This window comes from Leptolyngbya sp. PL-A3, from assembly GCF_039962325.1.
GTDB lineage: Bacteria > Cyanobacteriota > Cyanobacteriia > Elainellales > Elainellaceae > Vacuolonema.
Genome location: NZ_JAMPLB010000022.1, coordinates 53,609 through 66,552 on the forward strand (window position 1 = coordinate 53,609; position 12,944 = coordinate 66,552).

Below are 12,944 nucleotides of genomic sequence, written 5' to 3' on the forward strand. Positions count from 1 at the left end.
GGTTATTTTTTCGTGCGCCTCGCGCACGAAAAAACATTTGGGTAGTGTTTCAAGCATGCTCGAAAAACGTTAGGAGAAAGCGCTATAGGAACTCGCCTAAAAAACCAAAAATGTGATCTTCCCAGCAGGGTTCTGGAAATCGCAACAATAAATTGTGGTGAATATCGGCTTCAATTTCAGGCATAGAGTCAGCTTGGAACCAGTCTTCAAGTGCGGCCCAGTCTCGTTTTCTCAGAGGCGCAAGGGGCGCCGCACCAGAGTAAATGCGGCCTAACCCAAGTTCTAGTAAGAAGGAGGTTGTGTGTTGCGCTGCTGGTGTAGAAGGGGCTGAATGTTCCCGGGTTGAAGGAAGGCGAAACACCTCCTCTGTCTGCTCAGACCAATCCAGGTCAATGGAATTACCGGAAAAATTATTTCCCATGGGGAGAGCACCTATGCCAAAATGCCGGATGAATTATTTCATCCGCACAAAGTTATGAGTGAGCGTGAATGCTTTCCCTGACGGTTATGAAGGAAACAGACTTAACCAGGGCGGCTTGAGTGTATGTATTCACACTAAAGCCTTGTCTCAAAAGACTTTCCTGCCGCTGTAGCTTAAGCATAACACCCGCAACTTTACTTAGCTAGTGAATTCAACTAGTCGCATCCGAGCTTGGAAGTGTTTGAAAAATCAGCCCTTTCAGGGACTTTTGATAGTGTTCTAGGCCCATGGATGGGATGTGGGGAAAGGGGCACGAAGTGCCCCTTTCTCCACATCCACAGGTTGAAACATCACTGGAGCAACGTGCTAATCGAGAGGTCGTCAGAATTACGCTCCCACACATATCGGCTTAGTTCTAACGACCTTCTTTCAGGAGGGTAGAGCTGAGATTGGTTGCGTCATGGATTCCAACGGAGTGGGCACGAGTGGAATCTCAAAAACATGGCTGAAGCTTTGGGCGATCGCCCCTCTCATTTCCTCCAATGTAATTTCTGGCACCCATTGCGCCAGGCTTCCCACAGGGCGATCTGCAATACCACAGGGTACAATCTGCCGAAATCCGCTGAGGTCGGGGCATACGTTCAGGGCAAACCCGTGCATCGTAATCCAGCGGCTTACCTTAATGCCAATCGCGGCCACCTTATGACCTTCAACCCAAACTCCTGTGAGACCGTCAATGCGCTCACCCTGAAGACCATAGGGGGCGATCGCCTGAATCACAACCTCTTCCAGGTTCCGTAGATACCAGTGCAAATCCTGCTGATATCGGCGTAGGTTCAGAATGGGATACCCGACTAACTGCCCAAGCGCATGATAGGTTACCTCCCCACCCCGTTCTGTGCGATGCACCGTTACGCCTTCCGCTTCAGGGTCAAATTTGAGGAAGTCAGTGGTTGAGCCTGTTCCCAGGGTGTAGACCGGGGGATGTTCTAGCAGCAACAGCCAATCTGGAGCGTCAGGGTTTTGTTGCTTGTGGCGAACGAGCGATCGCTGCCATTCCCAGCTTTGCTCATAGGGCACCTGGCCGGCCCATACCAAATTGCAGTTACAATTCATAGAAAATTGAGCCTTTTCTTTTAACACAAACCTCAGAGAAAAAGGGACTGTTAAAAGCGTGAAAACAGAGAATTTAACAATTTCTTTAGGTAAAAGAGATAATAGATTCGCTGATGTTGCTTATCAAGATTAGGATATCGTTTCTTGTCCGTACGTTTCTTAGCATTTATGTGGGGGCACTATATCTAGGATAGCTATAACCGTGCTGTGGGTTTTACCTATTTCCTACCCACATATGTGGAAGACCTATCCGTTTGGCAACCGAGTGATCCCGGCTGTCAAATCAAGAATTATCAAGGGATGCAAAACATTTTTAACGACTTAGTTCTCCACAATACAAGGTGCTAGGGTGAATGTAGATCCACCGTTTATGGAGGAGCTATATGAAGCTTGTTATCCAGGGAAAAAACATCGAAATTACCGACTCAATCCGCGACTACGTCCAACAAAAGATTGAGAAAGCTGTGCAACATTTTCATACATTGACGACGGAAGTGGATGTCCATCTGTCGGTTGCCCGTAACCCTCGGATAAGCCCTAAGCAGACTGCTGAAGTTACGATTTACGCGAACGGAACAGTAGTGCGGGCTGAAGAAAGTAGTGAGAGTCTCTATGCCAGTATTGATCTGGTCGCTGATAAAATCAGCCGACAACTTCGTAAATTTAAGGAAAAACGAAACGCCCGCACCCCACTAAAAACCTCCGAAGCTCTGGATAGTACGCCTGTAACTACAGATGCAGCGGATGTCGAAGAACTGCTCCAGAATCGCACCCCAGAGTTACCTCCTGAGGTGGTTCGCACCAAGTACTTCGCCATGCCTCCAATGACGGTTGCCCAGGCCCTTGAACAGCTAGAACTCGTAGATCATGACTTCTATGCATTCCGTAACATCGAAACTGGGGAAATTAACGTTATCTATGAGCGTAACCACGGTGGCTATGGGGTGATTCAGCCCCGTAATACTAGTAGCTCCAATGGCCACAAGAATGGTGCGGCCAAAGCCTCGCAAAATGGTTCTTCCAGCCATGCTAATACTGGGGTAACTATGCGGTAGCGACATATTGATAGTTGGGGGTGAAAACCTTTAATTATCGATTCTGGCAAAGCCTGTGCTGAGGCGATCGCCAGCGTTTAATTGCAAATTGACCCAAACGGTCATATCTAGAGGCATCCAGGTATGGCCGTTTGTTATGAGCATAGTCACATGGCATCTCTTCAAACCACCTATACCTATGCCTTGTTGCCACCTGACGCGATGCTGGTGCTGCCTGAGGGTATTGCAGGAGCGCTGCAGCGTATTCCTGTTGGTTCCCTGGATGCTTTAGTAGAAGTAGGCCTGGACATTGAGACGTTGCAATCTGACGATGCTCGACTAATGCGGGCAGTGTTGCATCATGACCAGGTGATCCGCGAAGCGTTTGAGCAAACGGATTTATTACCCTTACGCTTTGGTACCTGCTTTCGCTCTCAGACCGACCTGGAGAACCATCTGCAAGATAATGCCGATGCATATCTTGCAAAACTGGCGAAAGTCAAAGGGAAAGCTGAATATACGGTGCGCCTGAAACCTGTTGTAGCTTCTGCCTCCGCGATTCCTGCGGAAGCAGGTGGAAAGGCGTATTTCTTAGCGAAAAAACGCCAGTTTCAAGAACAGTTCGAGCAGCAACAGCAGCGGCAGCAGCAGCGGGATGTGTTGCGGGAGGCGATCGCCCAAATTTATCCCCATCTCTTTACGGCTGAGCCCCGTGATGGGATGGAACGGCTCTACTTCCTGGCAGACTTCAGTCGGGGGAACGGCTTAGCTGAGCCGCCCCAAAGCCCTCAAGGCTATCTGGAGCAATGGCAAGCCCTCTGCCCGCTTTGGGAAGTCATGCTAGATGCTCCGTTGCCTCCCTACCACTTTGTTTAGGAGGTTTCTGCATAAGAATCTACCCAGGATGTTGGTGCTTTGCCCGCGAAGCGGGCAAAGCACCAACATCCTGGGGGTAATTTCATTGTTGGAAATCTCCTTAATTTACAGTGCCTTGTGCTTGAATCAGCCACGGTTGTTTTTGTGAGAGCCGCGCGGCTCTCACAAAAACAACCAGATTGTAAGCGCTTGAAAAGCGCTCTAATAGCGCTCTCGTGGTTCACACATGGATGGTAGCGCTATATAACCAGCAGTTGAACCTCGATGCAATGTAAAGCGTGTGAAGCCCCCTCCATCGAATATCAATCCTCAAAGATTGCCCCCCGGCGGATCAGATCGCGGCGTATCTCGCGGTTAATGCCAGGGTTAGCGCTGAAGTGGGCTCCTTCAACCTTGACGCCATCTAAGTTAGTGTCATTAAAATTTACTCGGTAAAGCAGCGTGCTGGAAAAATCTGCCCCGAATAGATTGGCTCCTTGAAGATTTGCGCGGGTTAGGTTGGCACGGCGGAAGTTGGTGGATGATAAATTGGCCTCTTCTAGGCGAGCACGGCAAAGGGTAGCCCCTGTCAGATCAGCGAACCGTATTTCTGCACAGATGCAATGCGTGTCACTCAAATCTGCCATTTTTAGAACGGACTGATTGAGCTTGGCATTTGTCAGGTCTGCGCCACTGAAGACCGCGTTGGTCAAGTTGCTATCCATTAAGGTGGCGCTGATCAGACGTGCTTGAGCAAAGGCTGCACTGGTGAGATTAGCCTTATTTAAGTTGGCACTACTTAACTCGGCTCTACAAAAACTGGAACGGATGAGGATTGCTCGGGAAAAATCGGCGTTAGCGAGATCTGCGTCATCTAAATTGACACCGACAAGATTTTGGCCTGCATAGCTTTCGAGGGGGCTGAGGCCAGCCAACCGCGTTAATTCTAAAAAATCGTCCGTGTCTGCCAGGACGACCTTCTTAATGAGATCAATTAACTCTAAGGAAGACGGATCTGTGTCGGAACCAAGCTTTTTCTGAATGAGCTCGATCAGTCTCCTTAAAGAAGGTGATTCATCGGACACATCTTAACCTGTATGCTCCAGTCGTACCTTGCGATTGGCTTCCCACGTGTGGATGAGGGCTTGGACAACAGCGCGCTTATTAGGGCTCAAATTCTCAGCTAGGAGTGCTTCGAGATCAGCCGCTTCACTGGGACTGGGGGTAAGGGAACTGAGAGAAGCTCGTTTGACTTCAGGCGTGCTAACCGATTGCCCCCGATGATCCTCAAAGCGCTCTGCATGAAGCATAACAGATAACCAGAACTCTACGAATGGATGTGGAAGATGGTGTCCCTCTGGGTCAGTGACAACAGCGGAGCCCTTAACCGAACTTCTCTAATGCCATGAGCCATCAAGTATTTGATGAACTCATAGCGGCAAAAGCCAGTTTTCTATTGCCAAAGTACTGTGATAATAACCCCTACTACGCGAGCGCGCATGGGGAGATCCACGATGTTCATCTCTTCATTATAATCCCCCCTATTTAGAAGAGATTGCTGACCCATGGGTTGAGATTCACAAATACTTCAATGAAAGGCCGTGGAAATAGGCTTTCCAAGCCTCGAATGGCATTAACACCAGCTCTCGAGAATAACCAGCATTGGAATCTACCGCTGTATTTACGTCAAGACCTCATAACTTGCTGTCAAATCATATCAGTCCTGTCAATTAAACAAACTCAGTTCGGGATAAGCCCAAAAGCTTATTGTTGCGTGCGCTAAGCGCACGCAACAATAAGCTTTTTCGAGTGCCGCGCGTCGCGCGGCACTCGAAAAAGCCCTTAACCCGAACTGAGGTTAAATAAAAGTGAGGCCGCGATTTGCACCTGCCCTAGAGGTGCATCGGCATAACCATTGCCAGCAGGAATCAGGCGGGGAAGTTGGGCCAAGCGTACGATGGATTGCTGGCAAAACTGTTCTGCCGGAATTTCATAGCCGACTTCGTAGCGATTATGGACGATGTAGCGTTGGGCGATCGCCATCTCTTTCAACGACTGCGTCAACCGCTCTGCTTCCGCCAGAATGGGTGATTGTGCCTGCACCACACCAATAAACTCTGTATAGGCTGGATCCTTCAGCTTTTTCTGCGCATCCATCACACGCTTTCGTAGGGTGCGGAGACGGCCCATCAGCTCGACACGGCCCGCAACATCTTGATATTTCAACCAGAGTTTGAAGATCCAGGCGAGCCAGTCTCCCAGAGCGGTCGGCATTTCCAGGAAGCGAAGCAGGTGCCCTGTGGGAGCTGTATCCAGCACAATGAGCTGCTGTTCCCCGCTTTCCAGTAATTCCATGACTGTAATTAAAGCCAGCATCTCATCAATGCCAGGAAGTGCCTGAGAGACAATTTTCTTCCAGGCTTCTGGCCCATAGGCTACTCGCAAGTCATCGCTTCCAGTCTCACCGCTCATCATTTCTGCCAATTCCCAAAGGTAATCTTCGCGGAACTGCTGGAGAATTTTCTCGGCGTCCACTTCCTGGCCACTCAAGTTTGCTGTAATAGCGGTGGCTTCATGTTGCAACAGCGTACCGTAGGCATCACCCAGGGAATGAGCCGGGTCAATGGAGATAATGCGAACGGATTGATCAGGATGACGGGCTGCCAAGCCCCAGGCGATCGCTGCCGATACGGTCGTTTTCCCGACACCCCCCTTGCCCCCGACAATGACCAACCGCCGTCCCGCTGTTACAAAATCCTCAAAGCCCGGGGCATAGATGGGCGGAAGCTGGAAGGAACGTTGTTCCGGTGTAACTTCTCCCACGCTGTCAGGGGCTGTAACCAGTTGAGCCATTAGCCGATCCAACCCTTCGGCTCCGACAGGTTCGTTGTTTTGCTGAGGGATGCAGAAGAGGGGACTGGGAGCGATCGCCCGGAACTTTTCCAATAAATGTTGCTGTTCTACTCGACGGTCTACAGCAGAATCAGCGGGAAGCCAGTGATTGAGAAAGATGCCACCGACGGGAATGTTCAGGGTTAATAGGGCATCCAGGAAGCGGTGAGTTTCGCACCAGCTCATGGGTTCTGGGATAGCGACGATGAGGCAAGCGGTGCGATCGCTATTCTGCAGCAACTCGCGCCCAGTCCGCAGGTCTTCCTGCATCTCGATCAGGAAGTCATCCGCTTCATCTCGCTGATGACGGCCCCCAAAGCTTTCACTGATGACGCGATGCTTTTCCTGGAATAGATCCAGCGCTTTCAAAAACTCATCTAGAAAGTCCATGAGTCCGAACAGGTTAAGGGTGTGGCCGCTGGGGGCCATATCCACCACGACCCGATCCGCTTCTTGATCTCTCAGAATGCGCTGAATCTCCAAAATGCCCATCAATTCATCGAGCCCTGGCCAGCTCAAATCCCACACCGGGCTAAGGTCTTCCCCTTGAACAAAACTACCCCGCTCCACGAGTAGTTCCAAAACCTTGCCGTACCGATTCTTGAAGTCGGCTAGAAGGCGTTGAGCGTCAAGCGCGCGCACCTGTAGGTTGGGCAGATTTGGCATGGGGTGGGGGCTGTCCTCCACCGTCATTTGCAACACATCCCCTAAGGAATGAGCCGGATCGGTGGATAGCAGCAAGACCCGCTCGTTGGGAAATTGCTGTGCCCAGGCACGGGCAAAACCACAGGAGAGGGTCGTTTTTCCGACGCCTCCTTTGCCGCTAAACATTGCCAGGTGTAAGTGATGAAACGGCGTTAGCCCCACGGGGTACTCCAGTGTTATTGGCATCTGAGGTGTTGCTTCTAACCTATTGATTCCAGAGTTGCCATCCGTTTCAGGGGAAAAGTTGCGATGAAACGTAACGTCCATGTTTTTTTAAAGGTAATGGTTTCCTGGTGCGGGGAATACTAGGTCGAAGAAGGGCTTAGGCAATTTTTGAATCGGGGCGCGACTTTTCAATAGATCAGCCTACCGGGCCATTCCTGAAGTGATTGCGCCCCTTTTCAACAGCCACTACCCAACGGTTGTCACCGGACTCACCCATGAGCGACTTATTTAAAGGCTTTGAGCAACTCCTGGAATTGGCAAAACTTCTAGAAGAGAAGGCGGAGAAGGGAGAACTCCAGACTAATGTTCAGATCAACACTCGCCCTCTGAGTAGTATTCCCCGTCAGGGGAATCGACCTACCAATATCGGCACCAGTCGGATTCGCCCCAATGCCCCCGCTAGTACTGCCGATGATCCGGTGATTATTCCCCCACCCCCCAAGGACTCCGGTTCTACAACATCCTCAACATCCTCTGAAGACGACCAGCCGTCTGCGGAACCACCCACTCTCCAGGATGTGGGCGGCTTAGGGCCAATCTTGCAGGAATTGCGTGAGTTAGTGGAGTTGCCCCTAAAACGCCCTGACCTATTGAAAAAACTTGGGTTGGAGCCGACCCGTGGCGTTCTGCTGGTTGGGCCACCCGGAACGGGTAAAACCTTGACCGCTCGTGCTCTGGCCGACGAATTGGGTGTGAATTACATCGCTATCGTTGGCCCTGAGGTGATGGGCAAGTATTATGGCGAGGCTGAAGGAAAGCTACGTGGAGTCTTTGAGAAGGCCTCGAAAGCAGCTCCCTGTCTGGTATTTATTGACGAAATTGACAGCCTTGCCCCTGATCGCAGCAAGGTTGAAGGGGAAGTCGAAAAGCGCCTCGTTGCACAGCTGCTGAGCCTGATGGATGGTTTCGCTGCTACCAATGGTGTTCTGGTGTTGGCGGCTACCAACCGCCCCGATCACCTGGATCCAGCTCTACGTCGTCCGGGTCGTTTTGATCGAGAAGTGCAGTTCCGCGTGCCCGATCGCGATGGTCGTCTGGAGATTCTGCGGATTCAGACACGGGCCATGCCGTTGGATGAAACGGTGGAGTTGGGAGCGATCGCCGACCTCGCCGTCGGGATGGTTGGAGCTGACCTCAAAGCGCTTTGCCAAAAGGCCGCCTACACTGCCCTGCGCCGTCAGGTGCCATCTCTCAGCGGTCCCATTCCCGACGATATGACGGTGAACCAGACGGATTTTCTCCAGGCGATTCGTGAAATCAAGCCCTCGGTGCTGCGATCGATCGAAGTTGAAGCTCCGAAGGTGGAGTGGGATGACATCGGTGGGTTAGAACTGGCGAAGCAGAAGCTTCAGGAGTCGGTTGAAGGGGCGCTGTTGTACCCCGAGTTGTATCAGAGAACAGGGGCAAAGGCACCTCGCGGCATTTTGCTATGGGGGCCTCCGGGAACCGGAAAAACTTTATTGGCCAAGGCGATCGCCACTCAGGCCCGAGCTAACTTTATTGCAGTGAATGGCCCCGAGCTGCTCAGTAAATGGGTCGGCGCTGCCGAACAGGCTGTGCGAGAACTGTTTACAAAGGCGCGTCAGGCATCGCCCTGTGTAGTGTTTGTGGATGAGATTGATACCCTGGCTCCGGCTCGGGGTAAGTTCTCTGGAGATTCAGGGGTGAGCGATCGCGTCGTCGGTCAGCTTCTCACGGAATTGGATGGGCTTCAGGACGCCACGAATGTGCTGCTTGTGGGAGCTACGAACCGCCCTGATGCCCTGGATGCCGCACTACTACGAGCGGGTCGTCTCGACCTACAAATTAAAATTGACTTGCCTGACGAGCCGAGCCGTCTGGCGATTCTGCAAGTCCATAACGAAGATCGCCCCTTGTCCGAAGTGGATCTTGCGGCTCTGGCTGCCCAGACCGACGGTTGGAACGGTGCCGATCTGGCTCTCCTGAGTAACCAGGCTGCCCTGGAAGCCATTCGTCGCTTCCGGGCGGAAGGACAGGAGGACCCCAGCACCCTGCAAATCACCACGGAAGACTTTGCCCACGCGTTTGAGCTATTGGAAGCTCAGAAAAACCGTGCTTAATCCTGACCACTCGCAAATGGTATCCGCCTGAGCGAGCGTTCTTCAGAAGGATTTCAACTGTTAACCTCTGCAATTCAAAAATTCCGATGATTACTTCACCCACGCCCGACCCCGTCAAGCAGCAGGCTCTGGCTGTACTAATGGCGAGTTTTGTTGCTCAGGGCCATCCAGAGCAGTACGCTCAGCACATGGCGATCGCCACCATTTTCCAGGCCGATTTGGAACTGCGAAACGCTCAAATTAACCGTCTGTTGGCCTGGCTCAAAGCCGAGCATAGCGAGTTGTATACCCAAGCTCTCGCACAGGTCGAAGATACCCGTGCCGAATTTGAACGGCGCGTTCAAGCGTAGTCTTAGCGAAAGAACCAAACGATTGAGGGTGGCGCAAAAACGTCACCCTCAATCGTTGTTAATGGAGTTTGTGCCGTTGTATTGCTGCTAAAGCTTACTACGTCTGGCATCAGCGCTGATTCAATTGCAGCCGAATAGCAATATTAATCGCTAGAGCTGGGTTTGGTCGGTGTGCCTGTGTTCCGTACCCGCACGATTTTGCCCAGCAGGTCAAACCAGAAGCTCGAACCCATAGAGATGGCAATTCCAGTAACCAGCCAACCCAGAAGTGACTTGGGTATGGTGAGAAAGCGGTTGCTCTCTGCTGGAAATTGGCGTCTAAGATTGTCAGAATTCCAGCCCAGGGGAAGCGGAATATCACCCAATACATCACCCAAAGCGTCTTTGACACTGCTCAAGTTTTGCTCTAAGGCACGGGCATCAGCTTCTCCAGTAGTGGGTACTTCGGTTGGATTGCCAGGTTCATTGGTTGGGATATCTGGGGTTGTTCCACCCACGGCATCGGGGAAGTTATCTCGTTGAAACTGCTGGCTAATCAATTGATCGGTTGTTTGTGTGAGGGCCGTCCGAATGGCTGTGTCTTGGGATAAGCGTTCCACCATCAGAAACGCGTCAGCATTCGTGGCCATTGCTGTCAAAATGCCCAGAATGATAGCAAACCCTTTAGCATTGCGGCGATAAACTCCCGATGCCCGATCCATCGAGCGGTCAAACCAGGTTTCTATCTCGGCCTGCAATTGGCGAACACCGTCCCGCAGGTTGCTTGCTTTTAATTGGGCTTGCTGGGCCAGTGACAGAATGTTAGAGCGCAATTCTGGAGGAATAAACCGGAGCCGTTGACGCAATTCCTGAACTGTCTCGGCTAATTCCGCTGGCACCTCTACATCATTTCTAACGACGACCTCTAGAAGTTCATAGATCGTGGGTTCTAGTTTCTTCTGAAGGATTGACTGACGTAAAAAGGGCAACCGTGTACGAATGATGGCGTAATTTTGGTCGTTGTGATCCAGGAAGCGCTCTGTATTGTCGAGGAACTGAGAGATTTGGGCGATCGCCTGCTCCAGGGCCAACGACAAAGGAATTCGGTTACCTTTGAAATCTCGAGTAATCTCAATTAGTTGGCGCTTTAAACTTTCAAATTCTATTGCTAGCAGTGAATCATCGCCAGCACTATTGCGAAGGGACTGAAGGAGTCGCTCTAGCATCGTTATCCGTTCGCGGCACAACTGTCTCAAGGTTAGTTCGCTGGCTTGCTGTGCTAGGCCATCGATACCAAGCTTTTGCAGTAATGCTTCTGCAAAGCTTGGAGCAGGGATATAGGACGGCCCGGTTCTGTTTCCCCCGAACGTTTCCTGACGACCCGTCACAGAACGAACTACACTTCCGCTTCCATGTACAACATCCCGGAAGAAGCGAGGAAGAATTCCTTTGGCTTCCTGATTCAAGGCTCGGATTAACGGGCTTCGGTATAGTTCATTCACAAATTCCTGATAAGCCGGATCCTGTTCGCCCTGGCCCAGTATCAGGTTTTCAATGGAGCGCTTAAGATGTTCTGCCCGCCACTGAAGCAGGGTTGCAATCAGTTCTTGGACTTCTGACGCTAACAAACTGAGAGTTAGAAATATAAAGATGAGCCCTAGTGCAATATCAAATACTAAGGGGAGATTCATAGAAGTTTGACTTGCTAGAGAAAACACCCAGAACCGTATCACAGGTACCGTCGGAGGTACAACAGCCCAGAGCCCTCGCACCGGGTGCATCCTACTTTTGTAAGTGGGTTTCCAAATTTGCAAAAGTGGGATGCACCCCTCGCACCTGTTATCTACAGTTAAAGATCTCAGTATGGGACAAAACCTCTAAAACCCAGTTTTTCCATTGTGGCGATGAAGCCCTCACAACGAAAAAACTGGGTTTTAGAGGTAGTTTTATGTTTCGTCCTGTCCTGAGGCTAAAGATGGCTACTTTCAGCGGAGAGTAAGTAACCTGAGTTTGGGTTAAGGGCGTTTTCGAGTGCCGCGCAACGCGCGGTACTTGAAAACGCTCATTTTGGCGTGCGCTTTGCGCACGCCAAAATGAGCATTTCAGCTTATCCCGAACTGAGGTTAAGTAGATGAATACGAGAAAAGGGTTAAGGTAAACCCCTAACCCTTCCTTGTGTCCTATCAAAAATTAAGTAGAGCAATAAATGAGGGTTTGAAACTTGATTAGATCGGTTTTTCTAACAAGCAGCCCGAAAAACCAACCTTCATAAACAAAACTTAAAACCCAGCATAGGACAGCACTTGAGGCTTAGGCCGAGAGTTATCTGCACTTGTCAAAACTGCCGCTTGAGAATTAGCCAGAATCAGCGTGGAAAGATTTGGCATTTCTTGATGGCAATGGGGGCAGAACCAGTAAATGCGGCCACGTTGAGCATGACGCAGTAGTGGTTCGGAGCAGCAAGGACAAGTATTCATAGTCATCAAATGCCAAATAGGTTAATTAAAATTGTTTGAGGTTCCGGGAACAATCCCTCAGCGTCTGCATCTTAAGGTGAAGACTTCTTAATGTCTGGACCTTTAGATAGCGCTGGATTGAAAGCGGTTGCACGAAGTAGATAGCTACAAAACAGGAAAAAGAACAATTTTTAGCAGATAGTCAGGGAGCTTAAGAGAACAATCAAGAGGGAGATTTTGAAAGAAACAATGCCAAGAAGTAGGGAGCAAATATCTTAGCTTCTCGTTTCTTAGGCAGTTGTCAAAACTGCTTCTACTAACCTCTGAAAGTTATCGTAACTTAATGCTTTCAGGAGTTCTACTGCCGAGGGATTACTTTGGTGTAATTGAACCAGAACTGATAACCGAGTAATCCCTGATTTGCTAATATTAAATCTAATTTAAATAGAAGCAAAAATACAAGAAAACTAAAGAGAAAGTTACAAAGCTCTCCGGTCATTTACATATCCCTCCTTTACCTATTACACCTGTCTTTAGGGAGACTTTTCAGTTAAACCGTATACAAATAGCAGAAGGCATCTATCAATACGTTCAAAAGCCCTGAATTGCAGGTATTTCCATCTTAGATGTGTTTTTCAGCTAGAGCATCAGTCTTTAGAAAATGGTTCAGGTTGTTAATAGATAGTTTTAAGGAATACCATTAGGTTGTATCGAGGTTTAAGGGTTTTAATAAGACCAGGAATTAAGCCTTTGCTTCTATATGGCTGGCATCCCTCTTTAGATAGAAACTGCTTCTTGCAAGACTAATTGTCCGGCTATGCCTTTTGGAT

At 50.1% G+C, this 12,944-nt stretch carries 11 protein-coding genes; 4 read left to right on the forward strand and 7 right to left on the reverse strand.

The window, feature by feature from the left end; all coding sequences use genetic code 11:
- Positions 1 to 82 precede the first annotated feature (82 nt).
- Together NDI52_RS17580 and lipB are read right to left on the reverse strand one after the other, a co-directional pair.
- Positions 83 to 421 carry a hypothetical protein gene (locus tag NDI52_RS17580; RefSeq protein ID WP_199307957.1) on the reverse strand — a complete coding sequence of 113 codons (339 nt, stop codon included), beginning with the start codon at positions 419 to 421 and terminating at the stop codon, positions 83 to 85.
- Between the two features lie 429 nt (positions 422 to 850).
- Complete coding sequence (gene lipB / locus NDI52_RS17585) at positions 851 to 1,537, reverse strand: lipoyl(octanoyl) transferase LipB (RefSeq protein ID WP_190771622.1); 687 nt, start codon at positions 1,535 to 1,537, stop codon at positions 851 to 853.
- Between the two features lie 383 nt (positions 1,538 to 1,920).
- Here lipB and raiA point away from each other — a divergent pair, with 383 nt between their 5' ends.
- Positions 1,921 to 2,592 carry a ribosome-associated translation inhibitor RaiA gene (gene raiA, locus NDI52_RS17590; protein ID WP_190771623.1) on the forward strand — a complete coding sequence of 224 codons (672 nt, stop codon included), beginning with the start codon at positions 1,921 to 1,923 and terminating at the stop codon, positions 2,590 to 2,592.
- Positions 2,593 to 2,742: 150 nt separating this feature from the next.
- The gene (locus NDI52_RS17595) at positions 2,743 to 3,447 is read left to right on the forward strand and encodes a GvpL/GvpF family gas vesicle protein (RefSeq protein ID WP_190771624.1); all 705 of its coding nucleotides are present in this window, start codon (positions 2,743 to 2,745) and stop codon (positions 3,445 to 3,447) included.
- Positions 3,448 to 3,749: 302 nt separating this feature from the next.
- Here the strand turns inward: NDI52_RS17595 and NDI52_RS17600 are convergent, their stop codons facing one another.
- The 3 genes from NDI52_RS17600 to NDI52_RS17610 form a co-directional block, all read right to left on the reverse strand.
- Entirely contained in the window at positions 3,750 to 4,511 is a 762-nt protein-coding gene (locus NDI52_RS17600; RefSeq protein ID WP_190771625.1) for a pentapeptide repeat-containing protein, read from the reverse strand.
- Positions 4,512 to 4,514: 3 nt separating this feature from the next.
- Entirely contained in the window at positions 4,515 to 4,736 is a 222-nt protein-coding gene (locus tag NDI52_RS17605) for a hypothetical protein (RefSeq protein WP_190771626.1), read from the reverse strand.
- A gap of 532 nt (positions 4,737 to 5,268) precedes the next feature.
- A complete protein-coding gene (locus NDI52_RS17610) occupies positions 5,269 to 7,149 on the reverse strand; it encodes an ArsA family ATPase (RefSeq protein WP_190771659.1) in 1,881 nt (626 codons plus the stop codon).
- 314 nt (positions 7,150 to 7,463) lie between these two features.
- Between NDI52_RS17610 and NDI52_RS17615 the strand changes: the two genes are divergently transcribed.
- Positions 7,464 to 9,329 (forward strand): AAA family ATPase, encoded by a 1,866-nt coding sequence (locus NDI52_RS17615; RefSeq protein WP_190771627.1) that lies wholly within the window; start codon positions 7,464 to 7,466, stop codon positions 9,327 to 9,329.
- Between the two features lie 86 nt (positions 9,330 to 9,415).
- Positions 9,416 to 9,679: a hypothetical protein gene (locus tag NDI52_RS17620; protein ID WP_190771628.1), complete on the forward strand. Its 264-nt coding sequence runs from the start codon at positions 9,416 to 9,418 to the stop codon at positions 9,677 to 9,679.
- A 143-nt stretch (positions 9,680 to 9,822) separates the two neighbouring features.
- On the opposite strand, the gene NDI52_RS17625 is transcribed toward NDI52_RS17620, so the two are convergent.
- Both NDI52_RS17625 and NDI52_RS17630 read right to left on the reverse strand, forming a co-directional pair.
- Positions 9,823 to 11,349: a hypothetical protein gene (locus NDI52_RS17625; RefSeq protein WP_190771629.1), complete on the reverse strand. Its 1,527-nt coding sequence runs from the start codon at positions 11,347 to 11,349 to the stop codon at positions 9,823 to 9,825.
- 588 nt (positions 11,350 to 11,937) lie between these two features.
- Positions 11,938 to 12,135: a hypothetical protein gene (locus tag NDI52_RS17630; protein ID WP_348256475.1), complete on the reverse strand. Its 198-nt coding sequence runs from the start codon at positions 12,133 to 12,135 to the stop codon at positions 11,938 to 11,940.
- Positions 12,136 to 12,944: the final 809 nt, after the last annotated feature.